Raw genomic sequence first — 26,335 nt, forward strand, 5'->3', positions numbered from 1 at the left:
GCCACGTAGAGGCGTACCTCGTCCTCGGGCAGCTCCAGGCCCTCGCCGTACGCCCGGATGTTGGCCGGGATGAGCGCCGCGGCCGCCGGGTGCGGCCGGACGTGGTGCACGTCCACTCGGTCGGCCGGGCCGGGCTGCTGGCCCTCGCCCTGCCCCGGGTCCCGGTCCGGGTGGTCACCCCGTGGGGCAGCGAGCTGCGGGCCGCCACCCGGTCCCGGCCGCGCCGCTGGGTCACCCGGCTCACTCTGCACCGGGCCGACCTGGTGGTACCCACCTCCCGGTCGGTGACCGAGGAGATCACCGGCCGGTACCGGGTGCCGGCGGCGCGCACCGCCACCCTGTCCTGGGGCGTGGACGACACGCTGCTCGCGAGCCTCGGCACCGTCGACCCGGCGGCGGTACGTCGTCGGCACGGCATCCCGGAGCAGGCCACGGTCCTGCTGTCGATGCGGGGTGTGGCGCCGGTCTACCGGCCGGACGACATCCTGCGCGCGTACGCGCACGTCACCGGGGAACGGCCGGACCTGCACCTCGTCGTGCTCGCCGGCCATGTGCCCGGCGAGGCGGCGGCGGCCCGCGCGCACGCCGCCGGCCTGGCCCGGGCCCGGAGGCTCGCCGACGCGTCGCCCGGACGGCTGACCGTGGCGGACCGGACGCTGTCGCCGGCCGAGACGTTCGCGTTGATGCGGGCCAGCGACGTGGCGCTGTCCGTGCCGAGCAGCGACCAGCGCAGCTCGGCGGTGCTCGAGGCGGCTCTCGCCGGATGCCGGCTGCTCCTGGCCGACCTGCCGCCGTACCGCGAACTCCTGGCCGACGGCCTGGTCGCCGAGGTGCTGCCCGAGCCGCTCGCCACCACCCTCGCCGGCCGGCTGCGCACCGTGCGGGGTCTCCCGGCCGCCGACCGGGCGGCCAACCGCGCCTTCATCGAGACGCACGAGCTGTGGTCACGCCAGGTGTCCGCGATGGAGCACTGGTACCGGCGGTTGTCGCCCACCTCGCGGTGACCGGCCGTCACCTCTTTCCCGTTCCACGCGTGGCACCGCCGCGCCGTCGACCGTCAGATCGGAGGGACCGTGACCGACCAGGTCCGAACCCAGCGTCACGTCCTCGTCCTCAACCACTACGCCAAGCCGCTCTCCGAGCCCGGCGGAACCCGGCACGTCGAGCTGTTCGGCCGCCTCGACGGTTGGGACTACACCATCGTCGCCGGCGACCGCGACGTCTACTCGCGCCAGCGGTTCCGCAACCGCGAGCCGCACTTCGTCCGGGTGCGGGTGCCGGGCTACACCCGGAACAACCACCGCCGGGTGCTGAACTGGCTGGGCTACGCGGCGGGCGCCCTGGTGGCGTCGCTCGCCCGGCGTCGTCCGGCCCTGGTGTACGCGTCGTCCCCGCACATCCTCACCCCGGTCAGCGGTTGGCTGGCGGCCCGACTGTGGCGGGTGCCGTTCGTGCTGGAGATCCGCGACCTGTGGCCGGAGTCCATGGTGAGCACCGGGCACCTCCGGGAGGGATCGCCGGTGCACCGGGCGTTGCGGGCGCTGGAGACCTGGCTCTACCGCCGGGCGGACCGGATCGTCATCGTCGCCGCCGGCTGGCGGTCGTACCTCCGGTCTCTCGGCGTGGACGAGCGGAAGCTGACCTGGGTGAGCAACGGGGCCGATCCGGCGGCGTTCGCCCTCCGCCACGACCGGTACCGCCCACTCCGGGACCGGATACCGGTGCACGGGCGGCTGATCGCCTTCGCGGGGGCGCACGGCGAGGCGAACGGCCTGGACGAGTTGCTCGACGCGGCGGCGGAGCTGACGGAGCACACCTTCGCGCTGATCGGTGACGGGATCGACAAGGCCCGCCTGGTGGCCCGGGCCCGTGCCGAGGGACTCGCCAACGTGCACTTCCTCGACATGCTGCCGAAGACCGAGCTCGCCGGCGTCCTGGGCGGCGCCGACATCGGCGTGCACGTGCTCGCCGACGCGGCGGTCTTCCGGCTCGGGGCCAGCCCCAACAAGCTCTACGACTATCTGGCCGCCGGCGTGCCGGTGGTGACCAACTGTCCGGGCGAGCCGCACGAGATCGTCAACGAGTCCGACTCGGGCGCCGCGGTGGAGCCCGGCAAGCTCGTGGTCGGCCTGCGGGAGCTGGTCGACCTGGACGACGGAACGCTGCGCGCGATGGGTGAGCGGGGTCGGCTGCACATCGAGAAGCACCGGTCCCGGGCGGTCATGGCGGCGCGGTTGCAGGCCGCGCTGGACGAGCTCGTGCCGCCGCGCGACGCCGGGGGCCCGGCGGACACCGAGGCTTCCTCGGATACACGCCGAATCGCCTATTAAATACGAAACCCCGACAAACCTCCTCGCCAACCGGTAAGCAGGGAGGGACAAAGAGGCCGCCCTGCGGGCGGCCCCGACGAGGGTGACCAACAGGGGAGAACAGATGCCGCGGGAAGCAATCACTGCCGAGAACGCAGGCCAGGCGGGTAGACGGCGCAGGACCGTCCAGCAGCTCCTGGTCGCCGACACGGCGGCGTGGCTCGGCGGGTGTGTGGTGGCCGTGTGGGCCCGGTACGAGTTCGACCTGACCCCGGTGCAACTCGCCCGTGCGGTCGCCATCGGCGTCGTCGCCGCCGCACTGCACCTGGGTGGCACCGTCGTACGGCGCCTCTACGCGGGACGCCACCCCCTCGGCAGCCTCGGGGAGATCCGTGGCCTGGCCGCGACCACCGCCGTGACCACAGCCCTGCTGCTGCTCGCGCTCGCGCCGCTTCCGCAGCGCCCGGTTCCGGCCAGCACGCCGGTCGTCGGGGCGGCGCTGGCCCTGCTGACCATGTTCGGCACCCGCTCGGTCTACCGGCAGCAGCGGGACCGGGCCCTGCGTCCCCGGGCCGCCGACGCGCAGAAGGTGCTGCTCTTCGGCGCCGGTTCGGCGGGCGAGGGCCTGCTGCGCTCGATGGTGAGCGACCCGGCCAGCGCCTACCTGCCGGTCGGCCTGCTGGACGACGACCCGGACAAGCGGGACCTGCGGATCCACGGCGTGCGGGTGCTCGGTGGCCGGCACGACGTGGCGGCCGCCGTGCGCCGAACCGGCGCGAGCAGCCTCATCCTCTCGGTGGCCAACGCCGACGCCCACCTCGTCCGCCAGATCCGGGAGGCCACCCTGGCCACCGGCGCGGCGTTCAAGGTGGTCCCCCCGGTGCGCGAACTGGTCAACCACCGGATCACCGTGAGCGACGTGCGGGACCTGCAGATCAGTGACCTGCTCGGCCGGCGGCAGGTGGTCAGCGACCTCACGCTCGACCACGACGGGCTGCGCGGACGCCGGATCCTGGTCACCGGCGCGGGCGGGTCGATCGGTTCGGAACTCTGCCGGCAGATCATGCGGGCCGATCCGGGCGAGCTCATGATGCTGGACCGGGACGAGTCGGCGCTGCACGCGCTGCAGATGTCCCTCGCCGGCCGGGCCCTGCTCGACAGTCCCGAACTGATCCTCGCCGACCTGCGCGACGACGAGATGATCCGCCGGATCTTCCAGGAGCGGCGGCCGGAGATCGTCTTCCACGCGGCGGCCCTCAAGCACCTCACGCTCCTCGAACGGCACCCGGGCGAGGCGGTCAAGACGAACGTGTGGGGCACGCTGACCGTGCTCGACGCCTGCCGGGACGTCGCCCGGTTCGTGAACATCTCCACCGACAAGGCCGCCGACCCGATCAGCGTGCTCGGCTACTCGAAGCGGATCACCGAGCGGTTGACCGCGCACGCCGGCGCGAACCACTCCGGCACGTTCCTCAGCGTGCGCTTCGGCAACGTGCTGAGCAGCCGGGGCTCCGTGGTGACGGCCTTCCAGCGGCAGATCGAGGCCGGGCTGCCGGTCACGGTCACCCATCCCGACGTGACCCGCTACCTGATGACCGTCCAGGAGGCGGTGCACCTGGTCCTCCAGGCCGCCGCCATCGGCCGCGACGGCGAGGCGCTGGTGCTGGACATGGGCGAGCCGGTCCGCATCCAGGATCTCGCCCGGGAGATGATCGACCGGGCCCAGAACCCGACCCCGATCGTCTTCACCGGGCTGCGTCCGGGCGAGAAGCTCCACGAGGACCTGCTCGGCACCGGCGAGGTCGACGTCCGTCCGCTGCACCCGCTGATCTCCCACGTGACGGTGCCGGTGCTGGATCCCGTCGAGGTGGCCGCGCTCGACCCGTTCGACGACCCGCAGAAGATCGTCGCGCACCTCGCCCAGCTCTGTGACCGGGCGTTCGACCCGGCGGCCGACCGGCCGCTCGACGTCGAACTGTCCCACTGATCCGTCCGCGCGGCCCGCCCCGTCACCGGGGCGGGCCGTCGCGCGCGCCTGCCCGTACGCCCCGCCGACCGGCCCGGGATGTGGTGAGCTGTACGGGTGGCGGGGATGGGTCTGGTGCTGCACCCCACCCGGGACGTCTCCGAGGTGGTCGGGATCATCGAGCGGTGGGCGTCGCACCACCGCAAGACGCTGCTGGTCCGGGCCGAGGACAAGCACCGGGTGCCGTCCTGCGTCGAGCCGGTCCCCGCCGACGAACTGGCCGAGCGCGCCGACGCCCTGATCAGCATCGGCGGTGACGGCACCATGCTGGGCGCGCTGCGCCTGGCGGTGCGGGACCCGAAGCCCGTGCTCGGCGTGCATCTGGGCCGGCTCGGTTTCCTCGTCGAGGTCGAGCCGCCGGACCTGCCGGAGGCGCTGAGCCGGCTGGCGTCGAAGGACTTCACCGTCGAGTCGCACGCCTGCCTCGCCTGCGACGTGTGCGGTGACGACGTGGTGGCCTTCAACGACATCGCGCTGGTCCGCCAGCCCGGCTCCGGGTTCGTCACCGCCACCCTGGCGGTGGACGGCCAGCGGTACGGCTACTACCGCTGCGACGCGCTGGTGGTCAGCACGCCGACCGGCTCGACCGCCTACAGCTACGCGGCGGGCGGGCCGCTCATCTCGCCGGCGGCGGACGCCGTGGTGGTGACGCCGTCGTCGCCGATGGCGGGCATCTCCCGGTCGGTGGTGCTCGCCCCGTCGGAGAGCATCCGGCTGGACCTCCAGCCGCACTCGGCGGCGGTGGCCGTCGAGATGGACGGGCTGGTGATCAAGGACGCGGCGACCGAGGGGGCGGTGGAGATCCACTACCGGCGGGACGCCGGCCGGGTGGTCCGCTTCGACCCGCAGCGCTACCAGGAGCGCAACCAGTTGAAGCTGAGCCTGCTCGACCTGCCCTTCCTGCCCGACCAGCTCCGCGAGCTGCTGCCCGACGAGCTGCGGCGGGAACGGGACCAGCGGGAGCTGGAACCGCCCTGCTGACCGGCGGGTCAGGCCTTGCTGAGCACCTCGGAGACCAGCGCCCGCGCCTCCTCCTGGATCCGGGTGAGGTGTTCCGGGCCCTGGAACGACTCGGCGTAGATCTTGTAGACGTCCTCGGTGCCGGAGGGCCGGGCCGCGAACCAACCGGACGCCGTGCTCACCTTGAGCCCGCCGATCGGCGCGCCGTTGCCGGGCGCCGTGGTCAGGGTCGCGGTGATCGGCTCGCCGGCCAGCTCGGTCGCGGTCACCTGCTCGGGCGACAGCTTGGCCAGCACCGCCTTCTGCTCCCGGCTGGCCGGGGCGTCGATCCGGGCGTACGCGGGCGCGCCGAAGCGCTCGGCCAGCTCCGCCCAGTGCTGGCTCGGCGTCTTCCCCGTGGTCGCGATGATCTCCGAGGCGAGCAGGCAGAGCAGGATGCCGTCCTTGTCGGTGGTCCAGGTGCTGCCGTCGCGGCGCAGGAAGGACGCGCCGGCGCTCTCCTCGCCGCCGAAGCCGACCGCCCCGTCGAGCAGGCCGGGCACGAACCACTTGAAGCCGACCGGCACCTCCAGCAGCGGCCGGCCCAGGTCGGCGGCGACCCGGTCGATCATCGAGGAGGAGACGAGGGTCTTGCCGACGGCCGCCGCCGGCCCCCACTGCTCCCGGGTGCGGAAGAGGTGGCGGATGGCCACGGCCAGGTAGTGGTTGGGGTTCATGAGGCCGCCGTCGGGCGTGACGATGCCGTGCCGGTCGGCGTCGGCGTCGTTGCCCGTGGAGATCTGGAACCGGTCGCGGGCCGCGATCAGCGAGGCCATGGCGTTCGGCGAGGAGCAGTCCATCCGGATCTTGCCGTCCGAGTCCAGGGTCATGAACCGCCAGGTCGGGTCGACCGTCGGGTCGATCACCGTGAGGTCGAGGCGGTGCCGCTCGGCGATCTCCCCCCAGTACGCCACGCTCGCCCCGCCCATCGGATCGGCGCCGATGCGTACCCCGGCGTCGCGGATCGCGGCCACGTCCAGCGCGGCGGGCAGGTCGTCGACGTAGCGGCCGAGGAAGTCGTACTCCCCGGTGGTGTCGGCGGCGCGCGCCCGCGCGTACGGGATGCGCTTCACCTCCTTGAGCCCGGCGGCGAGGATGCTGTTCGCGCGGTCCTGGATCCACTTCGTGACGTCGCTGTCGGCGGGCCCGCCGTGGGTGGGGTTGTACTTGAAGCCGCCGTCGTCCGGCGGGTTGTGGGACGGCGTGATCACGATGCCGTCGGCGAGCCCGGCGGTGCGCCCCCGGTTGTGGGTGAGGACGGCGTGCGACAGCGACGGGGTGGGGGTGTAGCCGTCCCGGCTGTCGACCAGCACGGTGACCTCGTTGGCGGCGAGCACCTCCAGCGCGCTGGCCTCCGCGGGGGCGGAGAGCGCGTGGGTGTCGCGGGCCAGGAAGAGCGGGCCGTCGAGGCCCTGTTCCCGCCGGTAGTCGCAGAGCGCCTGGGTGACGGCGAGGATGTGGTCCTCGTTGAAGGCGCTGCGCAGGCTCGACCCGCGATGCCCGGAGGTGCCGAAGGAGACCTGCTGCGCCGGGTCGCTCGGATCCGGGTGCCCGGCGTAGTAGGCGGTGACCAGCCGGGGCACGTCGACCAGGTCGGCGGGCTCGGCGGGCTGGCCGGCACGGGGGTGGGCCACGGTGGGAACCTCCTTGCGGTGTGCGGGTGGATCAGGGCTCGACGCGCTGGCCCTTGCCGATGACGACGATGCCGTTGTCGGAGACGGTGTAGCGCTGCCGGTCCTTCTCCAGGTCGACGCCGATCTCGGCGCCCTCCGGAACGTAGACGTTCTTGTCCAGGATGGCCCGCCGAACCACCGCGTGCCGGCCGATCTCGACACCCTCCATGAGCACCGATCCGTCCACGTGCGCCCAGGAGTGCACCTTCACCTTCGGCGAGACGATCGAGTTCTCCACCAGCGAGCCGGAGATCACCGAGCCGGGCGACACCATCGAGCTGACCGCGCGGCCGACCCGCTCGCCCCAGGCGTGCACGAACTTGGCCGGCGGGTACGGCGGCTGGTTGCTGTAGATCGGCCAGTCGAAGTTGTAGAGGTTGAACACCGGGTGGACGTTGATGAGGTCCATGTGGGCGTCGTAGAAGGAGTCGAGCGTCCCCACGTCCCGCCAGTAGCCGCGGTCCCGGTCGGTGCTGCCCGGCACCTCGTTGTCCTTGAAGTCGTAGACGTTGGCCTCGCCCCGCTCGACCAGCATCGGGATGATGCTGCCGCCCATGTCGTGCTTGCTGGTCTTGTCCTCGGCGTCGCGCTCGACGGCCTCGCAGAGCGCCTTGGTGCTGAAGACGTAGTTGCCCATCGAGGCGTAGATCTGGTCCGGCGCGTCGGGCAGCCCCACCGCGTCGGTGGGCTTCTCGCGGAACGCCCGGATCCGCCGGCCGTCCTCACCGACCTCGATCACGCCGAACTGGTCGGCCATCGACAGCGGCTGCCGGATGCCGGCCACGGTCACGGCGGCGCCGGAGGCGATGTGGTCCTCCACCATCTGCCGCGGATCCATCCGGTAGATGTGGTCGGCGCCGAAGACGATCACATGGTCCGGCTGCTCGTCGTTGATCAGGTTGAAGCTCTGGTAGATCGCGTCGGCCGAGCCGGCGAACCACCACGGGCCACGGCGCTGCTGCGCGGGCACCGGGGTGACGTAGTTGCCGAGCATCGTCGACATCCGCCACGTCTGGGTGATGTGGCGGTCCAATGAATGGGACTTGTACTGGGTCAGCACGACGATCTTGAGATAGCCGGCGTTGGCCAGGTTCGAGAGGACGAAGTCGACCATGCGGTACATCCCGCCGAAGGGGACGGCCGGCTTCGCCCGGTCGGTGGTGAGGGGCATCAGGCGCTTGCCCTCCCCGCCGGCCAGGACGATCGCGAGCACCTTGGCAGCCATGCTCAGACGCTATCCATCCCGCCCCGACTTCACCACTCGTACGGGCACAGTTTGCCCCCGGGTGCGGGGCCGGTTTCCACGCTAGGGTGCCGGTCATGAGCGATTCCGCACAGCTGCGCGTCGACCTGCTCACCCGCGAGTACCCGCCGGAGGTCTACGGCGGTGCCGGGGTGCACGTCGAGTACCTCGCGCGCGAGCTGCGCCGCCTCGCCGACGTGCGGGTGCACTGCTTCGGCGCGCCCCGCGACGAGCCCGGCGTCACCGCGTACGCCGAGCCGGCGGCGCTGGCCGGCGCGAACGCCGCGCTGCGCACCATGGGCGTCGACCTGGAGATGGCCGCCGGCGCCGCCGGCACCGACGTGGTGCACAGCCACACCTGGTACGCCAACCTGGCCGGGCACACCGCGAAGCTGCTGCACGGGGTGCCGCACGTGGTGACCGCGCACAGCCTGGAGCCGCTGCGCCCGTGGAAGGCCGAGCAGCTCGGCGGCGGCTACGCGCTCTCCTCCTGGTGCGAGCGGACCGCGTTCGAGGCCGCCGACACGATCATCGCGGTGAGCGAGGGGATGCGGCGGGACGTGCTGACCGCGTACCCGGAGGTCAACCCCGACCGGGTGCGGGTCGTCTACAACGGCATCGACACCGCGCAGTACGCCCCGGACCCCGGCACCGACGTCATCGACCGGCTCGGCATCGACCCGGCCCGCCCCAGCGTGGTCTACGTCGGCCGGATCACCCGGCAGAAGGGCCTGCCGTACCTGCTGCGGGCGGCCCGCGAGCTGCCCGCCGACACCCAGCTCGTGCTGCTGGCGGGCGCGCCCGACACGCCGGAGATCGCGGCCGAGGTGGAGGGCCTGGTCGCCGAGCTGCGGGCCGGCCGCTCGGGCGTGGTCTGGATCGCCGAGATGCTGCCCAAGCACGAGGTGATCCAGGTGCTCACCCACGCCACCATCTTCGTCTGCCCGTCCGTCTACGAACCGATGGGCATCGTCAACCTGGAGGCGATGGCCTGCGAGACGGCCGTGGTGGCCACCGCCACCGGCGGCATCCCCGAGGTGGTCGCCGACGGCGAGACCGGGCTGCTGGTCCCGATCGAGCAGGCCGGCGACGGCAGCGGCCGGCCGCTGGATCCGGGGCGGTTCGTGGCCGACCTGGCGGCCACGATCAACGACCTGCTGGCCGATCCGAAGCGGACGGAGGAGTTCGGTCTCGCCGGCCGCCGCCGCGCCGTCGAACACTTCTCCTGGGACACCATCGCGCAGCGGACGCTGGAGGTGTACCGGTCGGTGGGCGCCGCCGGCTGACCCGAGCGCGAAGCGATCTCGCGCAGTAGGTTGAACCGGTGACTGGACGGTTCCCGATCGAAGACGTCTCCCCCGTCGTCGCCTGCGGTCGCTATCCGGCCAAGGCGGTGGTCGGCGAGATCGTGCCCGTATCGGCCCGCGCCTACCGCGAGGGCCACGACGCGCTCGGCTGCAACGTGGTCTGGCTCGGCCCGGACGGCGCCGCCCGCCCGTTCACCCGGATGCGCCCCGGCGAGCCCGGCCAGGACCGCTGGCACGCCACCCTCCGCCCCGACGCGGTCGGCACCTGGCGGTTCGCCGTGGAGGCGTTCCAGGACCCGTACCTGACCTGGCAGAACGCCGTCACCAAGAAGCTCGCCGCCGGTCAGGGCCCGGCCGAGCTGGCCAACGACCTGGCCGAGGGCGCCCGGGTGCTGGAAGCCGCCCTCGACCTCGTGCCGAAGGACGACCTGGATCGGGTGCGGGCGGCGGTGGCCGCGCTGCGCGACGACGACGAGGAGCTGGCCCGCCGGGTCGGCCCGGCGCTCGACCTGGCCCCGCTGCTCTGGGACCATCCGGTCCGCGAGCTGGTCACCACCGGCGACGAGCACACCCTCTGGGTCGACCGGCCGCGCGCGCTCTTCTCCGCCTGGTACGAGTTCTTCCCCCGCTCCGAGGGCGCCGTCCCGGCCACCGTCGACGCGCCCGCCCGGTCCGGCACCTTCGTCACCGCCCTGGACCGGCTGCCCGGCGTCGCGGCGATGGGCTTCGACGTGCTCTACCTGCCGCCGATCCACCCGATCGGCCGGGTCAACCGCAAGGGCCCCAACAACGCGCTCACCGCCGGGCCGGACGACGTCGGCTCGCCGTGGGCGATCGGCGCCGCCGAGGGCGGTCACGACGCCATCCACCCCGACCTGGGTACGCCGGAGGACTTCCGCGACTTCGTCGCCGCCGCCGCCGAGCAGGGCCTGGAGGTGGCCATGGACCTGGCGTTGCAGTGCGCCCCGGACCACCCGTGGGTGACCGAGCACCCGGAGTGGTTCACCACCCGGGCCGACGGCAGCATCGCGTACGCGGAGAACCCGCCGAAGAAGTACCAGGACATCTACCCGCTCAACTTCGACAACGACCCGGAGGGCATCCGGGCGGAGATCCTGCGGGTGGTGCTGCACTGGGTCGGCGAGGGCATCCGGATCTTCCGGGTCGACAACCCGCATACCAAGCCCTTCGACTTCTGGCACTGGCTGATCTGGGAGGTGAAGAAGGTCGACCCGGACGTGCTCTTCCTCGCCGAGGCGTTCACCCGCCCGGCGATCATGCACGGCCTCGGGAAGATCGGCTTCACCCAGTCCTACACCTACTTCACCTGGCGCACGTCCGCGGCGGAGATGCGGGAATACTGCGCGGAGCTGGTCGCGGCGGCCGACTATATGCGACCCAACTTCTGGCCCAACACGCCGGACATCCTGCACTCCTCGCTCCAGCACGGCGGCCCGCCGATGTTCAAGATCCGGGCGGTGCTGGCGGCGCTGCTCTCCCCCTCCTGGGGCATGTACGCCGGCTACGAGCTGTTCGAGCACGTCGCCCGCCCCGGCGCCGAGGAGTACCTGGACAACGAGAAGTACGAGCTGCGCCCCCGGGACTGGGCGGGCGCGCAGGAGCAGGGCCGCTCGCTCGCCCCGTTCATCGCCACCCTCAACCGGGTCCGCCGGGACAACCCGGCCCTGCACCGGCTGCGCAACCTGCGCTTCCACGACATCGACAACCCGGCGCTGCTCTGCTGGTCCAAGCACGACCCGGACACCGGCAACACGGTGATCGTGGTCTGCTCGTTCGACTCCCGCGCCGTCCAGTGGGGCAACACCACACTGGACATGCCGGCGCTCGGCTTCGACTGGCACGAGCGGTTCACCGTGCACGACGAGCTGACCGGCGCCGACTACGACTGGGGGCAGCGCAACGCGGTGCGGCTCGACCCCTACCTGCAACCCGCGCACGTGTTCACGGTGCGGCGGCCCGCGCCGCCGGCCGAGCCCGCGCCGCCGGCTCCCGCGGCGGACGACCTGACCGTCGAACACGTACCCGCCGACCTCTCCGGCGGCACCGCCCCGACCGCACCGGCCGCGAAGGACGACGCACGATGGACCAGCTGATCGCCGGCGAGGCGCACGACCCGCACGCCACGCTCGGCGCGCACCCCGCCGACGGGCGCACCACCATCCGCACCCTGCGCCGCGGCGCGGCCGACGTGGCCGTGCTCGCCGGCGACGAGCGACACCCCATGAAGCGGGTGCACGACGTGGGCGTCTTCGAGGCCGTGCTTCCCGGCGAGGTGCTCGACTACCGGGTCGAGGTGGACGGCGCGGTGCACGACGATCCCTACCGCTACCCGCCCACCCTCGGCGAGCTGGACCTGCACCTGATCGGCGAGGGGCGGCACGAGCGGCTCTGGGAGGCACTCGGCGCCCGGGTGTTCGACGAGGGCGTGGCGTTCACCGTCTGGGCGCCCAACGCCCGCGGGGTCCGGGTGGTCGGCGACTTCACCGGCTGGGGGCCGGACGACGGCTGGCCGATGCGCTCGCTCGGATCCAGCGGGGTGTGGGAGATCTTCGTGCCCGGCGCGACCGTGGGCAGCCGGTACAAGTACCGGATCCTCGGCGCCGACGGGCACTGGCGGGACAAGGCCGACCCTCTCGCGGCCCGCACCGAGGTGCCGCCGGCCACCGCCTCCGTGGTGCACCACTCCCGGTACGCCTGGGGCGACGCCGACTGGCTCGACCGGCAGGCCCGGCGGCAGCCGCACCAGGAGCCGATGAGCGTGTACGAGGTGCACCTCGGCTCGTGGCGCCCCGGCCTCGGCTACCGCGAGTTGGCCGACCAGCTCACCGCGTACGTCACCGAACTGGGCTTCACCCACGTGGAGTTCCTGCCCGTGATGGAGCACCCGTTCGGCGGCTCCTGGGGCTACCAGGTCACCGGCTACTACGCCCCCACCGCCCGGTTCGGCGACCCCGACGAGTTCCGCCACCTGGTCGACCGGCTGCACCAGGCCGGCATCGGGGTGATCCTCGACTGGGTGCCGGCGCACTTCCCCAAGGACGAGTGGGCCCTGGCCCGCTTCGACGGCACCCCGCTCTACGAGCACCCCGACCCGCGCCGCGGCGAGCACCCCGACTGGGGCACGTACGTCTTCGACTTCGGCCGCCGCGAGGTGCGCAACTTCCTGGTCGCCAACGCCCTCTACTGGCTGGCGGAGTTCCACGTCGACGGGCTGCGGGTCGACGCGGTCGCCTCGATGCTCTACCTGGACTACTCCCGCCAGGAGGGCCAGTGGGCGCCCAACGTGCACGGCGGCCGGGAGAACCTGGAGGCCATCGCGCTCCTCCAAGAGGTCAACGCCACCGTCTACAGGCACCACGCCGGGGCGGTGATGATCGCCGAGGAGTCGACCGCCTGGCCGGGGGTCACCCGCCCCACCGCCGAGGGCGGGCTGGGCTTCGGCTTCAAGTGGAACATGGGCTGGATGCACGACACCCTGCTCTACACCTCCAAGGACCCGATCTACCGGCAGCACCACCACCATCAGCTCACCTTCTCCCTGGCGTACGCCTGGAGCGAGAACTACGTGCTGCCGATCAGCCACGACGAGGTGGTGCACGGCAAGGGCTCCCTGGTCGGCAAGATGCCGGGCGACACCTGGCAGCGGCTGGCCAACGTGCGGGCGCTGCTCGCGTACATGTGGGCGCACCCCGGCAAGCAACTGCTCTTCATGGGCTGCGAACTCGGCGACGACCGCGAGTGGAGCGAGGAGCGCGGCCTCGACTGGTACCTGTTGCACGACCCGGCGCGGGCCGGGGTGCAGCGCCTGGTCGGCGACCTGAACCGGGCCTACCGGGCCATCCCGGCGCTCTGGACGCAGGACACCGACCCGGCCGGCTTCCGCTGGATCGCCGGGGACGACGTCGCCAACAACAGCGTCTCCTTCATCCGGATCGCCCCCGACGGCCAGACCCTGGTCTGCGTGGCCAACTTCTCCGCGCTGCCGCTGGAGGGCTACCGGGTCGGGCTGCCCGCCGCCGGCACCTGGACCGAGGTGCTCAACACCGACGCCCACCACTATGGCGGGTCGGGGGTGGGGAACCTGGGCGCGGTGCAGGCCGAGAGCGTGCCGTGGCACGGGATGGTGGCGTCGGCGGCCCTGCGCGTGCCGCCGCTGGGCGTCCTCTGGCTCCGCCCCGACGTCAGGTGAGCGGTTCCATCCGCGGAGCGGTGTTCTTTGATGTCGACGGGACGCTTACGACGACGAGCAGCGGGCAGCACTTGGCGGAGTTCCTCGGGCATGCCAAGGTCATTCACGAGGTGCAGGCCGGCTACGGCGCCGGCAGCCTGAGCAGCCAGGAGGCCGCAGCCCTCGAAGCTCGCGGCTGGTCAACACGGACACCCACGGAGGTGCGCGGATTCCTGGAGTCGCTGCCGCTGGTGGACGGCATTGCCGAGACGGTTCTCTGGTGCCGTCAACATCAGCTGGCACCCGTCCTGGCCACGCTGGCTTGGGACATCGTAGGCACCCAGCTGTGCGACCGGTATGGCTTCGATCGAGCCTGCGGACCGCGCCTGGAGCTGGTTGACGGCCGTTACAGCGGGAAGGTCGCCGAGCAGTTCGACGAACTGAGCAAACGCGACTTCGCGGTGAGCGTGGCCGCCGAGCGGGGCGTGGACCCGAAGCGCTGCGTGGCCGTCGGCGACGGGCGCTCCGACCTGCCGCTCTTTGCTGCGGTCGGGCTGGCCATCGCATTCAACGCAACCCCGACGGCTCGTGCAGCCGCCCACGTATCAATCGACGGAACGGACCTGCGGGCAGTGCTGCCACTCCTCGGGGCATGGCTGAACGCCATGCCTACATCGGAGAAGTGACGGACCTATCGAATTGCCTCTCGGCGCACTGTTCTCGGCCTGACAGGACCTTGCGTCGGCGGCCATCCTGTCGCCCTTGGCGCTGGATCTGTCGCACATCACCTGGCAAAGCTGCGTCGCATATCAGTTGTCAGATCACAGACGCGGTCAAGCCCGGCCAGCTAGGGCGTGTGCCGCGATCTCGTTGGCAGTCTTGGTGTAATCGCCTATGCGGATGATGGCACTCTCGACGTCGCCTCGACCCGCGTCTGACTCCGGCACCCTGTCCCGTGATCCGCAAGCTGGGGACCACGTAGTCTCCACCGGTGAAGGAGATTGTGACGTATGTAGAAATGACGGCCCGTGACCAGCTAAATCCGGCGGCATCAGTGCCCGGACTGGTCTTGGAGTCCCTGAGTCGAGACTCACCGCTGGTTGTTGACCTGCGGGCCAGGATCGGCGCCCCTTACGGCTGGAAGAGCGCACGCCGGACCGACGAAGAATGGGGCCGATGGTTTGCCCAGTGTCCGACCAGAATTTTTTGGCTGCTGTCCATCGGCGGCGAACCTGTGGGCATGGCCTCCTACGACCTCCACTCCGGCGAGGAAGTGGAAATCGAAGCCTTCGGGCTACTGCCCGATTTCGTTGGCAAGGGCCTGGGCGGATGGGCGTTAACGCTTGCAGTCCAACGGGCGTGGAAGCTGAGCCCCGCAGTGAGCAGGGTCTGGCTGCACACATCGACCCTGGACCACCCCCGCGCCCTACCCAGTTACCACCGCCGGGGTTTCCGCACCTTCAAGACCGAGGAGCGCGAGCGCAACTGACCGGACGGGACACGCTCAAGATCATCAACCGTCCATCATCTCGGCACGAACGCGGACGGTGACCGACGAGGCGCATCACGCCTACTGTCTGTCGACATCTCGCCCCTCCGGGCGGTCCTGCTGAACTAGAGACGCGAAACCGCCCGTACCGCTGAACGGATGCCGGACACCCGTGACGGACGAGGCGGAGGAGCTTCGATGGCGTGGAGCAGAGGCACAACCAGGCGACGCGGGACGGCGGGCCCGTCCCGGAACCGGAAGATCGCGGGCGGGGTGGCGCTGGCGATGACGGCCGGGGCGGCGTTCGCGGTCGCGACCGGCACCGGCCAGGCCGCCGAGAACTGCCAGGGCCTGGACAACGCCCTGCGCAACAACCTGACCTTCATCGCGAACCAGCGCCGCGACCCGGACGCCAACTCGGCCGCCCGGATCGCCAACCGGCAGGCCGTGGTCGAGCTCATCCAGCAGCGCCGGGCCGCGGCTGGCTGCACCGGCACCGTCGAGGTGGCCGGCGCGGCCTGCCCGGAGGTGCCGTGGGAGCAGGCGATGGCCACCCAGCTCGACCGGGCCTGGGCGGTCACCGGACAGCTGAGGGGCGAGCGCTCCGGCCAGCTCGTCGACCCGCAGGTGACCGAGGCGCGGGTGAAACGGCTCGCCGGCCTCTTCAGCGGGGTACGCGGCATCGTGCAGGGCGCCCGGGACGCACAGGCCGGTGAAGCTGAGGCGCCCGGGGCGGGGGCCGACGAGGCCGCAGCGCCCGGGGCTGGTGCCGGTGACGCCGGCGCCGCCGGCGCTGGCGAGGCCGGGGCTGGCGACGCCGGCGCTGATGGGGCCGGGGCTGGCGACGCCAACGCTGGCGAGGCCGGCGCTGGTGGAGCCGGTGCAGCGGCCGGCGGCGCTGAACAGGCCGCCGACATCATCAACGCCATCGGCGGCGTGCTGCAGCAGATCGCCGCGATCATCCAGGCCGCCCAGCAGCAGGCGGACGGTGGCCAGCAGGCCGGTGACGCCCAGGACGACCAGCAGGCCGGCGGCGAGGAAGGTGCCGGTCAGGAAGGCTCCGACCAGCAGGGCGGCGGCGACGCGGCAGCGGAGCAGCCGGGCGCGGCCGACCAGCAGGGCACGGACCAGCAGGGCGCGGCCGGTCAGGCCGATGGTCAGGCGGCGGACGAGGAGCAGGACGCGGCCGGTCAGCAGGCTGGGAACGCCGGAGCACGGGTCGCCGAGCGACTGCAGCAGATCAGGGCGCGCATCCAGCAACTGCGGGCGATCGTCCAGCAGATCCGCGCCGCCCGGCAGGCCGCCGGTGACCAGCGCGGCCAGGGCCAGAACGCCGGCCAGGGCCAGGGCATGGGCATGGACCAGGGCCAGGGCCAGGACGCCGACCAGGCGGGCGGCGGGCAGGACGCCGCCCCGGGCATGGACCAGGCGGATCAGGGCCAGGGCATGGGCCAGGGGAACCAGGGCCAAGGCAACCAGGGCCAGGGCAACGGACACGGCCAGGGCAAGGGTCAGGCCGGCCAGAAGCAGGGCATGGACCAGGCGGGCCAGGATCAGGGTCAGGCGTACATGGTGGCCGACCCGAGCGTCCCCGGCTGCGCGCCGGGCGACCCCGGCCAGGACGCCGGAGCCGAGAACGCCGGCGCCGACCAGCAGGACAGCCCGGAAGCACCCGGCATGACCACCGCCCCGGCCAAGGAAAGCACGGCCGCAACCACCACCAACTAACCCCGGAGCCGATCGACAAGCGCGACCGGACCGGCAGACCCCTCGTCACCCCCGATCGATCATGAAGTTGGCGGCACAAGAGGAGATCGACTCCGCCGTCAACTTCATGATCGACGGTGGAAACCGGGCGGGAGGACGGGGAGGGCAGGGGGTGCGGGTCAGACCAGGCCGGCTTCGCGGAGGAGTTTCCAGAGGCCGGCGCCGTCCGGGGCGGCCAGCCACTTCTGGCCCACCGGGCCGGCGGAGGGGCGGCCCGCCGGGGCGGGCAGGCTGCCGGCGAGCACCGACTGCGTCGGCGAGAGTCGGCGGATCGCCACCCCGGCCACGTTGTCCGGGTGGGCGGCGGCGAACTCGCGGTAGATCTCCTGGTCGTGCTGCCCGTCGTCGCCGATGAGCAGCCAGCGGACGTCGGGGAACTCCCGGGCCAGCCGGGCCAGGGTGGCCCGCTTGTGCTCCCGGCCGCTGCGGAACCACCGGTCGGCGGTCGGCCCCCAGTCGGTCAGCAGCAGCGGACCGGCCGGGTAGAGGTGCCGGGAGAGGAACCGGGTCAGCGTCGGCGCGACGTTCCAGGCGCCGGTGGAGAGGTAGAAGACCGGCGCGCCGGGGTGGGCGGTGACCAGGCGCTCGTAAAGCACGGCCATGCCGGGGACGGCGGCCCGGGCGTGCTCGTCGAGGACGAAGGTGTTCCAGGCGGCGAGCAGCGGCCGGGGCAGCGCGGTCACCATGACCGTGTCGTCGATGTCGGAGAGGATGCCGAACCGCACCTCCGGGTCGAGGATCCGGACCAGCGCCTCCACCGGCTCGGCGTCGGCCACGCTGAGGCGTACGCAGCCCCAGCCCGGGGTGAAGTCGGCCTTGATGATGGTGTCCACGAAGCCGCTGCGGTCCGCGGTCGTCTCCTGGCTGACACCGCCGGCCTCGATGGTGACCTTGGCGTGCTTGGCGGGCAGGGTGGTGAAGCTGCGCCAGCCCCGGACCTTCTCCAGCCGGCCCCGTTGGCGGGTGTCGGGGCGGCCGAGCAGCACCCGGCAGAGCACCCGCGCCCAGCCGGGGGCGCCGTAGCCGGCGTACGCGATGATGTTGACCTGCCACCCGGTGCGGCGCAGCCGGCGCTCCACCAGGCTGTGCAGCGCGTCCTCGATGCGTGCGGCCCGGTGCAGTTGCGGCACGGCCAGTTGGTCCGGTGGTGTGGGTGGCACGAAGTCACCCTGCCACAACCCGCGCGGACCGGCCACGCGAGTGGTCTGCGCCGATCCCCCCGCCGCCCGGCACCGGGCGTGACAGACTGCGGTCGAGGCGACGACGGGGGCGTTGGTCGTGTCGACACCAGAGCGGGACCCGGGACGGTGGCGTCCGGCGCTGGACCGGCCGGCGCTGGTCGCGCTGCTGCTCGGCGTGGCCGGGGTCGGCTACCGGCTGGTGCTGACCCTGCTCACCCTGCCCACCTCCAACAGCGACGAGGCGACCTTCGGACTGGCCGCCCTGCACATCGCCACCGGGGACGAGCGCCCGGTCTTCCTCTACGGCCAGCGCTACATGGGGGTGCTGGAGTCCTACCTGGCGGCGCCGCTGGTGGGCTTGGCCGAGGCGAGCTGGCCGCTGCTGCGGCTGCCGTTGCTGGCGCTCTACGCGGTGTTCCTGTGGCTGGCGTACCGGTTGACCCGCCGGCTCTTCTCCCCCTGGCTGGCCACCTTCGTGGTGGGCCTGCTGGCGCTCGGCTCGGAACGGGTGGTCCGCGACCAGCTCACCGTGGTCGGCGGCCGGCCCGAGGTGAAGCCGGCGGTGCTGGCGATGGTGCTGATCGCGGTCGCCCTCGGCGAGCGCCGGATCCGGCACCGCTGGCTGGCCACCGGCCTGTTCGGGCTGCTGGCCGGGGTGTCGCTCTGGTCGGACTGGCTGATCGCGCCCTACCTGGCGGTCGCCGGGCTGGTGCTGCTCCTGGCCGCGCCCCGGGACCTGATCGGCTGGCCGGGGGTGCTGCTGGTGGCGGGCTTCCTGGTCGGGGTCGCCCCGATGGTGAAGGACAACCTGGTGGCCCCGGACGGGCAGGACTCGCTGTCGGTGTTCCGGGAGATCAGCACCAAGGACGGCGCGACGCCGTCGGTGTCGGAGCGGCTGCACGGCGGGCTGCTGGAGGGGGTGCCGCTGGCCTCCGGGCTCTGCCCGATGGACGGCTGCGCCCGCTGGGCGGAGTGGTTCGGGCTGCTCTACCCGGTGCTGCTGGTCGCCGCCGCGGGGCTCGCGCTGGTCGCGTTCCGCCGGGCCGCGGAGCCGGCCGCGCGGGTCCGGGCCGTGGCGATCCTCGCCCTGGTCGTCGGGGCGACGTTGACCCTGCTGGCGTACGTGCGCAGCCCGCTCGCCGCGACCGACCCGCTGGGCAACTCCCGCTACCTGTCGGTGCTCCAGATCTCGCTGCCGGCGGTGCTCTGGCCGCTCTGGCTGGCCGCCGCACACGCGGTCCGGGCCACGGCCGGCGGGGCGGCCCGGCTGGCCGGCGGGGCGGCCGGGCTGGTGCTGGCCGCGCTGGTGGCCGCCACGCTGGCCGCCACCGCGGCGTTCGTGGCGGACGCCCCGGCGTTGCGCGCCGAGGAGCGGCAGGCCCGGGAACTGGCCGACGCGGTGCGCCGGGCCGGCCTGCGCGAGGTGTACGGGGACTACTGGACCTGCAACCGGCTGATCTTCAACACCGGCGAGGCGGTGGTCTGCGGGGTGCTCGACGGCGACCTGACCCCCGGGCAGAACCGCTACCCGGCGTACTGGAAGCGGGTGGGGCGGGCGGCCCGGCCCGGGTACGTGCTGGCCGTCGGCTCGTCGGCGGAGCGCGCGCTGCGCCGGCTGCTCGGCGACCGGGCCGACGCGGCGGTGGTGACCGAGGTCGGCGGCTATCGGGTGTACCACCCGGATGCCGCCGTGCGGCCGTGGCGCTGAACCCGGGCCGTACGCTGTGCCGATGCTCATCCTGCTGCCCCCGTCGGAGGGGAAGGCCGAGGCCGGCACCGGCCGGCGGCTGGACCTGTCGAAGCTCTCCCTGCCGGAGCTGAACCCGGCCCGGGAGGCGGTGCTGGCCGCCCTGGTCGACCTCTGCGCCGGCCCGGACGAGGCGGCGGCCCGCGAGGCGCTGGGCCTGAGCGAGGGGCAGCGCGGCGAGCTGCGGCGCAACGCGCGGCTGCGGGCGGCGGCCACCGCCCCGGCCGGGCGGATCTACACCGGGGTGCTCTACGAGGCGCTCGACCTGGCCACGCTGCCGCCGGCGGCGGTGCGGCTGGCCCGCCGCTCGGTGCTGATCAGCTCGGGCCTCTGGGGCGCGGTACGCCTCACCGACCGGATCCCGCCCTACCGGTGCCCGGTCGGGGCGCGGCTGCCGGGGATCGGGGCGCTGTCGGCCTACTGGCGTACGGCCCTGGCGGACGCGATGGCGGCGGCCGCCGGGACCGGTCCGGTGCTCGACCTGCGCTCCGGCGCGTACGCGGCCACCTGGGCGCCGCGCGGGGCGGTCGCCGAGCGCACCGTGACCGTGCGGGTGCTGCACGAGCGCGCGGTGGGCGGGGTGCCGACCCGGTCGGTGGTGAGCCACTTCAACAAGGCCACCAAGGGCCGGCTGGTCCGCGACCTGCTCACCGCCGGGGCCCGGCCGCGCACCGCCGACGCGCTGGTCGGTGCGCTGCGCGAGCTGAAGTACACCGTCGAGGAGCAGCCGCGGGCGGCCGACCGGCCCCGGGCGCTCGACGTGGTCGTCACCGAGCTCTGAGGGCGGGTTGCCGCAAATTTTGCTCAAGGCTCGGGCGCAGCGGTTTCGCGGCGCGGACGGCGGGGGTCACGGTTAGGGAACCCCGACGTCCGACCAAGGAGCTGTTCCGATGGCCCCCGAGTCCACCACCCTGCTCGACCGGCCCCGCCAGTCGTCGCCACCCCCGCCACTGGACTGGCTCACCCTGGCCGACGCCTTCGAGGTCGCCTGCCTGGTGCGCTGCACCCCGCCCCCGGCCACCGACGCCCGCCGGGCCGACGCCGGGCGCTACCGGGGCGGCATCGCCGAGTTCAACCGCGAGGACGCGGCACACCGGATGCGGCAGCTGCTGCACCGGCTGGACGTGCCGGTGGAGCACGAGCTGACCACGGGCGGCCTGCGCCGCCGCTACGAGCTGCACCGGCTGTCGGTGCCCCGGGAGCACCGGCCGGCGTACGCGGCCCTGCTGGAGGCCGGCTGGCGGCAGGGCCGCCGGGAGCTGCTCGGCGGGCCCTTCCCCGGCGCCTCCACGGCCCGCCGGGTGTGGCGGCCCCGGCTGGCCGCCGCCGCGTGGCGGGCGGCGCTGCTGGCCGGCGGCCGGCACGTGCGCCGGCACAGCCTCGGCATCCGGCTGGCCGACCGGGACCTGGCCGCGGTGCTGGTCCGGAGCGCGGCGCTGCTGGAGGTCCCGGCGGTGCTGCGGCCCGGCGCGGGCTGCTTCCTGGTGAGCGTGGCCAACGGCGCGCACCGGGTGCGGATCACCGAGAGCGCCACGCTGGCCCCGGCGGCGGCCTGCTGACCGCGGCCGCCCGCGGCGCTGCCCGGGCCGATCCGCGGTCACCGCACGGCCGTGGACGCGGCGCCGGGCGGCCGGGCTTGCGCGGCGGGTGCCCGGCAGCGCAGAGTGCAGCCCGTGAGCCGACACTGGTCTGTGCGCGGCCGGCGCCGGACCGCGGCCCCGCTGGCGCTGTTGCTGCTGCTCGTGGCCGGCCTGGCCGGCTGCCGGGACGAGCCCGCCGAGCCGGTGCGGATCCGGATCGCCACCGGTAGCCCCACCGCCGTCTACCACGCCTTCGGCCAGTCGCTGGCCGCCCTGCTCAACCGCGAGCTGCCCGGCGTGCGGGCCAGCGTGGTGGTCACCGCGGCGTCCGCGCAGAACGTCCGGCTGGTCGGCTCCGGCGAGGCGGAGCTGGGGTTCACCCAGGCCGACGTGCTGCCGCCGCACACGCCGGAGCACCCCACGGTGGTCGCCGTGGCCCGGGTCTACGACGACCTGCTGCACCTGGTCACCACCGCCGGCGGCCCGGTACGCACCCTCGCCGACCTGCGCGGCCGGCGGGTGTCGGTGGGCGCCGACGGCTCCGGCACCGAGGTCACCGCCACCCGGCTGCTCGACGTGGCCCAGCTCGGCGGCGACGTGGTGCACCAGGAGCACCTGGGCCTGGACGACTCGGTGGCGGCGCTGCGCGCCGGCCGGATCGACGCCTTCTTCTTCTCCGGCGGCCTGCCGGTCCGCGGCGTCGCCGAGCTGGCCGGCAGCACCTCGGTGCGGATGGTCGACCTGGGCGACTGGACCGAGCCGCTGCGCCGCGGGTACGGGCAGGTCTACGTGACCCGGGACATCCCCCGCTCGGTCTACGGGGCGAACCCGGTCAGCACGGTGGCCAACCCGAACTACCTGATCGTCCGCGCCGACCTGCCGACGGCGCTGGTGCGCGAGGTGACCCGGCTGCTCATGGAGCGCCGGGAGGAGTTGGCCGCCGCGCACCCGGCGGCCGGCCGGATGAGTCCCCGGGCCGCGATCGTCACCACCCCGCTGCCGCTGCACCCGGGCGCGGCCGACTGGTACCGGGCCACCAAACCCTGACGCGGGTCAGCGCCCGACCTCGGTGCCGACCCGTTCGGCCGGGTCGTCGCCGAGCGCCGGGGCGGGCACGGCGGGATCGGCGAGCTCGTCGTCCGGAGCCGGGAACCACAGCTCGGCCACCAGCCCCCGGGGCTCGCCCTGGCGCATGGTCAGCCGGCCGTCGGAGGCGTCGACCAGCACCGCGACGATGGTCAGCCCGAGCCCGGCGCCGTCGACGTTCTGCACGTCCGGGGCCCGCCAGAACCGCTCGGTGGCCTGGTCGAGCTGGCTGGTCGTCATGCCGGGGCCGGTGTCCCGCACCTCCAGCGCGGTCCCGCCGTCCGCCGGCCGTACGGTCACCGTCACCGCTCCCCCGGCGCCGCTGAACTTGACCGCGTTGTCGATCAGCGCGTCGAGCGCCTGGTCGATCGCGGTCGGCACGGTCCGGGCGTACGCGGGCGCCCCGGTCGTGTCGAGCGTCAGGGCGACCGACCGGTGCCGGGCCAGCGGCAGCCAGGCCGCCACCCGGGAGGCCGCGATCCCGGCGGCGTCCACGGTGACCCGCTCGTTCTCCTCCCGCTCCGCCCGGGCCAGGGTGAGCAGCGCGTCGAGCACGGTGGCCAGCCGGTCGGTCTCCTCCAGCGCCAGCCGGTGCTCGGCCCGGCCGTCGGAGTCGGTGAGGCTGGGCCCCAGCTCCTCCACCCGCAGCCGCAGCGCGGTCAGCGGGTTGCGCAGCTGGTGGCTGGCGTGCGCGACGAACGCCCGCTGCCGGTCCATCACGTCGGAGACCGCGTCGGCCATGTCGTTGAAGCTGGTCGCCAGCCGGCGCAGCTCGGGCGGGCCGAGCCGGGGCCGGACCCGGGCCCGCCGGTGCCCCTCGGCGATCTCGTGGGTGACCGCGTCCAGCTCGGTGACCGGGCGCAGCACCCAGCCGGCCAGCCCGAACGCGGTGGAGACGCAGGCCAGCACCGCGAGCAGGCCGGCCCCGGCGAGCAGCAGCCACCAGGCGGTGACGGTGCGGCGCACCTTGGCCGCCGGGGTCGTGGTCACCACCGCGCCCAGCACCTCGCCGCCGTCGTTGATCGGGACCGCCACGACCAGCGGCCCGTCCACCCAGGGCCAGACCGACTCCGGCCCGCTGAACTGCTGCCCGGACAGCGCGGTGTCCAGGGCCGGGTCGGTGCCCGCGCCGAACTCCCACCGCGCCGAGGCGGCCACGGTCCGGCGGTCCCGGTCCACCACGGCCGCGCCGACGCCGTAGAGGTCGTCGTAGGCGGCCAGTTCCCCGTCCAGCGGGCCCGGGGTGCCGCCGCGCAGCGCGGGGCCGGCCAGCGAGGCGAACCGGGTGGCGTCGGCGAGCCGGTCGGCGCGGACCCGCTCGGTCTCCCGGGTGGCCAGGGTGGCCGCCAGCGGGGTCTCCAGGGCGAGCAGCACCAGCACCATCAGCAGCAGGTAGCTGATCACCAGCCGGCGGCGCACCGCGGCCTCCTCACTCGCCGCGGAGCCGGTAGCCGACCCCGCGGACGGTCTCCACCAGCGTCGGGTCGCCGAGCTTGCCGCGCAACGAGCCGACGTGCACCTCGACGGTGTGCCGGTCGGCCCAGGTGGTGCCCCAGACGTCGAGCAGGATCCGGTCCCGCGGCACGGCCACCCCCGGCTGACGGGCCAGGGAGACCAGGATGTCGAACTCCTTGCGGGTGAGCGCCACGGGCCGGCCCGCCACGGTCACCGTCCGGCCGCCCACGTCGATGCGGACGGCGCCCGCCTCGATCAGGTTGCGCTCCGGCGCGGTGTGCGCGGCCCGGCGCAGCACCGCCTCGATCCGGGCCTGGAGCTCGACCATCGAGAACGGCTTGACCACGTAGTCGTCGGCGCCGAGCCGCAGGCCGAGCACCCGGTCGCGTTCCTCGCCCCGGGCGGTCACCGCGATGATGCCGAGCTGGCTGCTGCGCCGGCGCAGCTCCCGGCACAGGTCGGTGCCGTCGCCGTCGGGCAGGGTCAGGTCGAGCAGCACCAGGTCGCAGGGGGCGGCGGAGAGCGCGGCCTCGACGGTGGCGGCGTGCTCCACCTCGTATCCGCGCCGGGTCAGCGCGGACGACAGGGCGGCGGCCACCCGACGATCGTCCTCGACCAGGAGGATCCGCACCCGTGCCTCCATCCGCTCGACGTGCTGCCCTGCGAATGGTGGCAGACGGGCGGGCGGGACGGGAGGGCCGGTGCCCGGTCAGAGACCGAAGACCTCGTCGGCGGTGGCGTCGCGGACCCCGTCGGTGAAGCCCCGGAAGCCCGGGTCGGCGTGGCTGGCCGGCACGCTCGTCACGTTCTCCCCGATGGCCTGGGCGACGGCGTCGACGAGCGGCGGGAAGTCGATCTCGGCGTCGGTGAACGCGTCGTCGTCGGCCTGCCCGAGGTTGATCACCTGCTGGACGTCGTCGCTCGGGGTGTCCGGGTCGCCGGCCCAGTCGGCGCCGGCCCGGTAACACTCGTCGTAGACGCCCCGCTGGCCGTCGGTCCAGTCCTCGTCGTAGCTCTGCATCCCCATCCCTCCGCGGGCCGCTGCACCCCCGAGCATGCCGGCTCCCGGCGGGCGGTCGGGGGCGTACGCGGGAACCGACCCACGGCGGGCGGGCAGCGGCTTCTAGGCTGCGGTGGTGATCTACAAGATTCTGGCCAACAGCGAGTGGGAGCAGGCACAGGCGGCCGGGCGGTTCACCGGCACCGCCATGGACCGCCAGGACGGCTTCATCCACCTGTCCGCCGCGGACCAGGTGGTGGAGACGGCCCGCCGGGTCTTCGCCGGGGTCACCGGCCTCACCGTGCTCACGGTGGACGAGGCGCGGCTCGGCGAGGCGCTGCGCTGGGAGGTGTCCCGGGGCGGCGCGCTCTTCCCGCACCTCTACGCGGCGCTGCCGGTCGACGCGGTGGTCGCCGCGCACCCGCTGCCCGCCGACCGACCCGCCGCCGACGCGGTGGCGGAGCTGGTGGCCTGACGGCTCGCTATGCTCTTCGAGCCCGCGCGCCGGCTCCGGGAGCCCGGCGCGGCCGGGTGGTCCTGGCCCGGACCGGGCGCGCGGCGGTCAGCCGGCGCGGCCGTCCGGCACCGACGGCGCGACGACGCGCCCCTGTGACGATGCGAGTTGACATGACTGACAGCAACGACCGGTCCGCCTCCGTCTTCGTCCACCCGACGGCCGACGTGGAGGAGGGCGCCAGGGTCGGCGACGGCACCAAGGTCTGGCACCTGGCCCACGTCCGGTCGAGCGCGCAGGTCGGCGCCGGCTGCGTGATCGGCCGCAACGTGTACGTCGACGCGCACGTCACCGTCGGTGACCGCGTGAAGATCCAGAACAACGTCTCGGTCTACCAGGGCGTGACCATCGAGGACGAGGTCTTCGTCGGCCCGTGCGCGGTGTTCACCAACGACTTCCGCCCGCGCGCCCAGAACCCGGACTGGACCATCACCCCGACCATGGTCCGCCGGGGCGCCTCGATCGGCGCCAACGCCACCCTGGTCTGCGGCATCGAGGTGGGCGAGTACGCGATGATCGCCGCCGGCTCGGTGGTGACCAAGGACGTCAAGCCGTACCAGCTGGTGGCGGGCAACCCGGCCCGGCCGAAGGGCTGGGTGGACGAGAAGGGTGAGGTCGTCTCCCGGGACGTCGACAACCCGCCGTACCAGGGCTGAGCACGCGACGGGGGCGACTATCCGGTCCCCTCGGCGTCCACAGGGTGTGGATGGAACATGTGTACGACGGCCGGTCAGTCCTCCGCGGCCGGCGGCGGGTCGGTCATCTCGAAG

Annotated in this window: 22 protein-coding genes; 16 read left to right on the forward strand and 6 right to left on the reverse strand. The window is 73.5% G+C overall.

Features of this window, described 5'->3' with window-relative positions; genetic code table 11:
• Nucleotides 1-101 precede the first annotated feature (101 nt).
• The 4 genes from ABZV78_RS24995 to ABZV78_RS25010 all read left to right on the forward strand — a co-directional run bounded on the left by ABZV78_RS24995 (nt 102) and on the right by ABZV78_RS25010 (nt 5,316).
• Nucleotides 102-1,004 carry a glycosyltransferase gene (locus tag ABZV78_RS24995; protein WP_355642281.1) on the forward strand — a complete coding sequence of 301 codons (903 nt, stop codon included), beginning with the start codon at nt 102-104 and terminating at the stop codon, nt 1,002-1,004.
• Nucleotides 1,005-1,073: 69 nt separating this feature from the next.
• The gene (locus tag ABZV78_RS25000; protein ID WP_355642283.1) at nt 1,074-2,330 is read left to right on the forward strand and encodes a glycosyltransferase family 4 protein; all 1,257 of its coding nucleotides are present in this window, start codon (nt 1,074-1,076) and stop codon (nt 2,328-2,330) included.
• A gap of 103 nt (nt 2,331-2,433) precedes the next feature.
• Nucleotides 2,434-4,296, forward strand: a complete 1,863-nt coding sequence (locus ABZV78_RS25005; protein ID WP_355642284.1) for a nucleoside-diphosphate sugar epimerase/dehydratase — start codon at nt 2,434-2,436, stop codon at nt 4,294-4,296.
• A gap of 105 nt (nt 4,297-4,401) precedes the next feature.
• Entirely contained in the window at nt 4,402-5,316 is a 915-nt protein-coding gene (locus tag ABZV78_RS25010) for an NAD(+)/NADH kinase (protein WP_355642286.1), read from the forward strand.
• Nucleotides 5,317-5,324: 8 nt separating this feature from the next.
• Here ABZV78_RS25010 and pgm read toward each other — a convergent pair whose 3' ends face one another.
• Nucleotides 5,325-6,968 carry a phosphoglucomutase (alpha-D-glucose-1,6-bisphosphate-dependent) gene (gene pgm, locus ABZV78_RS25015; protein ID WP_355642288.1) on the reverse strand — a complete coding sequence of 548 codons (1,644 nt, stop codon included), beginning with the start codon at nt 6,966-6,968 and terminating at the stop codon, nt 5,325-5,327.
• 31 nt (nt 6,969-6,999) lie between these two features.
• A complete protein-coding gene (gene glgC, locus ABZV78_RS25020; RefSeq protein WP_091310463.1) occupies nt 7,000-8,232 on the reverse strand; it encodes a glucose-1-phosphate adenylyltransferase in 1,233 nt (410 codons plus the stop codon).
• 95 nt (nt 8,233-8,327) lie between these two features.
• On the opposite strand from glgC, the gene glgA reads away from it, so the two are divergent.
• The 6 genes from glgA (at nt 8,328) to ABZV78_RS25050 (ending at nt 16,963) form a co-directional block, all read left to right on the forward strand.
• Complete coding sequence (gene glgA, locus ABZV78_RS25025) at nt 8,328-9,536, forward strand: glycogen synthase (RefSeq protein ID WP_355642290.1); 1,209 nt, start codon at nt 8,328-8,330, stop codon at nt 9,534-9,536.
• Between the two features lie 38 nt (nt 9,537-9,574).
• The gene (locus ABZV78_RS25030) at nt 9,575-11,671 is read left to right on the forward strand and encodes a maltotransferase domain-containing protein (protein WP_355642292.1); all 2,097 of its coding nucleotides are present in this window, start codon (nt 9,575-9,577) and stop codon (nt 11,669-11,671) included.
• Nucleotides 11,659-13,767: a 1,4-alpha-glucan branching protein GlgB gene (gene glgB, locus ABZV78_RS25035; protein ID WP_355642294.1), complete on the forward strand. Its 2,109-nt coding sequence runs from the start codon at nt 11,659-11,661 to the stop codon at nt 13,765-13,767. The genes ABZV78_RS25030 and glgB overlap by 13 nt, the downstream gene beginning before the upstream one ends.
• Nucleotides 13,764-14,432: an HAD family phosphatase gene (locus ABZV78_RS25040; protein WP_355642296.1), complete on the forward strand. Its 669-nt coding sequence runs from the start codon at nt 13,764-13,766 to the stop codon at nt 14,430-14,432. Before glgB ends, ABZV78_RS25040 begins: the two co-directional genes overlap by 4 nt.
• 305 nt (nt 14,433-14,737) lie before the next feature.
• Nucleotides 14,738-15,235, forward strand: a complete 498-nt coding sequence (locus ABZV78_RS25045) for a GNAT family N-acetyltransferase (RefSeq protein ID WP_355642298.1) — start codon at nt 14,738-14,740, stop codon at nt 15,233-15,235.
• Between the two features lie 198 nt (nt 15,236-15,433).
• Nucleotides 15,434-16,963 (forward strand): hypothetical protein, encoded by a 1,530-nt coding sequence (locus tag ABZV78_RS25050; RefSeq protein ID WP_355642299.1) that lies wholly within the window; start codon nt 15,434-15,436, stop codon nt 16,961-16,963.
• Between the two features lie 158 nt (nt 16,964-17,121).
• Here the strand turns inward: ABZV78_RS25050 and ABZV78_RS25055 are convergent, their stop codons facing one another.
• Complete coding sequence (locus ABZV78_RS25055; protein ID WP_355642301.1) at nt 17,122-18,162, reverse strand: phosphatase domain-containing protein; 1,041 nt, start codon at nt 18,160-18,162, stop codon at nt 17,122-17,124.
• A 118-nt stretch (nt 18,163-18,280) separates the two neighbouring features.
• Between ABZV78_RS25055 and ABZV78_RS25060 the strand changes: the two genes are divergently transcribed.
• From ABZV78_RS25060 to ABZV78_RS25075, 4 genes are all read left to right on the forward strand, one after another.
• The gene (locus tag ABZV78_RS25060; RefSeq protein ID WP_355642303.1) at nt 18,281-19,891 is read left to right on the forward strand and encodes a hypothetical protein; all 1,611 of its coding nucleotides are present in this window, start codon (nt 18,281-18,283) and stop codon (nt 19,889-19,891) included.
• A 22-nt stretch (nt 19,892-19,913) separates the two neighbouring features.
• Nucleotides 19,914-20,711, forward strand: a complete 798-nt coding sequence (yaaA, locus tag ABZV78_RS25065) for a peroxide stress protein YaaA (RefSeq protein ID WP_355642305.1) — start codon at nt 19,914-19,916, stop codon at nt 20,709-20,711.
• A gap of 109 nt (nt 20,712-20,820) precedes the next feature.
• Nucleotides 20,821-21,489 carry a hypothetical protein gene (locus ABZV78_RS25070; RefSeq protein ID WP_355642307.1) on the forward strand — a complete coding sequence of 223 codons (669 nt, stop codon included), beginning with the start codon at nt 20,821-20,823 and terminating at the stop codon, nt 21,487-21,489.
• 114 nt (nt 21,490-21,603) lie between these two features.
• On the forward strand, nt 21,604-22,557 hold the full coding sequence (locus ABZV78_RS25075; RefSeq protein ID WP_355642309.1) for a TAXI family TRAP transporter solute-binding subunit: 954 nt from the start codon (nt 21,604-21,606) through the stop codon (nt 22,555-22,557).
• 6 nt (nt 22,558-22,563) lie between these two features.
• Here the strand turns inward: ABZV78_RS25075 and ABZV78_RS25080 are convergent, their stop codons facing one another.
• The 3 genes from ABZV78_RS25080 to ABZV78_RS25090 form a co-directional block, all read right to left on the reverse strand.
• On the reverse strand, nt 22,564-24,015 hold the full coding sequence (locus tag ABZV78_RS25080; protein ID WP_355642310.1) for a HAMP domain-containing sensor histidine kinase: 1,452 nt from the start codon (nt 24,013-24,015) through the stop codon (nt 22,564-22,566).
• A gap of 10 nt (nt 24,016-24,025) precedes the next feature.
• Nucleotides 24,026-24,694 carry a response regulator transcription factor gene (locus ABZV78_RS25085; protein ID WP_355642312.1) on the reverse strand — a complete coding sequence of 223 codons (669 nt, stop codon included), beginning with the start codon at nt 24,692-24,694 and terminating at the stop codon, nt 24,026-24,028.
• A 66-nt stretch (nt 24,695-24,760) separates the two neighbouring features.
• Nucleotides 24,761-25,072, reverse strand: a complete 312-nt coding sequence (locus tag ABZV78_RS25090) for a hypothetical protein (RefSeq protein WP_355642314.1) — start codon at nt 25,070-25,072, stop codon at nt 24,761-24,763.
• A 115-nt stretch (nt 25,073-25,187) separates the two neighbouring features.
• Here ABZV78_RS25090 and ABZV78_RS25095 point away from each other — a divergent pair, with 115 nt between their 5' ends.
• Nucleotides 25,188-25,526, forward strand: a complete 339-nt coding sequence (locus ABZV78_RS25095) for a DUF952 domain-containing protein (protein WP_355642315.1) — start codon at nt 25,188-25,190, stop codon at nt 25,524-25,526.
• Nucleotides 25,527-25,678: 152 nt separating this feature from the next.
• A complete protein-coding gene (locus ABZV78_RS25100; protein ID WP_355642317.1) occupies nt 25,679-26,221 on the forward strand; it encodes an acyltransferase in 543 nt (180 codons plus the stop codon).
• The last annotated feature ends 114 nt before the right edge of the window (nt 26,222-26,335 follow it).

It is taken from the genome of Micromonospora sp. NPDC004540, from assembly GCF_040610095.1.
Taxonomy (GTDB): Bacteria; Actinomycetota; Actinomycetes; order Mycobacteriales; family Micromonosporaceae; genus Micromonospora.

Coding starts and splice junctions, on each gene's coding strand:
- yaaA (WP_355642305.1), top strand. CDS start 19,914: ATGCTCATCCTGCTGCCCCCGTCGGAGGGGAAGGCCGAGGCCGGCACC.
- glgB (WP_355642294.1), top strand. CDS start 11,659: ATGGACCAGCTGATCGCCGGCGAGGCGCACGACCCGCACGCCACGCTC.
- glgA (WP_355642290.1), top strand. CDS start 8,328: ATGAGCGATTCCGCACAGCTGCGCGTCGACCTGCTCACCCGCGAGTAC.
- ABZV78_RS25100 (WP_355642317.1), top strand. CDS start 25,679: ATGACTGACAGCAACGACCGGTCCGCCTCCGTCTTCGTCCACCCGACG.
- ABZV78_RS25090 (WP_355642314.1), bottom strand. CDS start 25,072: ATGCAGAGCTACGACGAGGACTGGACCGACGGCCAGCGGGGCGTCTAC.
- ABZV78_RS25010 (WP_355642286.1), top strand. CDS start 4,402: ATGGGTCTGGTGCTGCACCCCACCCGGGACGTCTCCGAGGTGGTCGGG.
- ABZV78_RS25005 (WP_355642284.1), top strand. CDS start 2,434: ATGCCGCGGGAAGCAATCACTGCCGAGAACGCAGGCCAGGCGGGTAGA.
- glgC (WP_091310463.1), bottom strand. CDS start 8,232: ATGGCTGCCAAGGTGCTCGCGATCGTCCTGGCCGGCGGGGAGGGCAAG.
- ABZV78_RS25070 (WP_355642307.1), top strand. CDS start 20,821: ATGGCCCCCGAGTCCACCACCCTGCTCGACCGGCCCCGCCAGTCGTCG.
- ABZV78_RS25085 (WP_355642312.1), bottom strand. CDS start 24,694: ATGGAGGCACGGGTGCGGATCCTCCTGGTCGAGGACGATCGTCGGGTG.
- ABZV78_RS25050 (WP_355642299.1), top strand. CDS start 15,434: ATGGCGTGGAGCAGAGGCACAACCAGGCGACGCGGGACGGCGGGCCCG.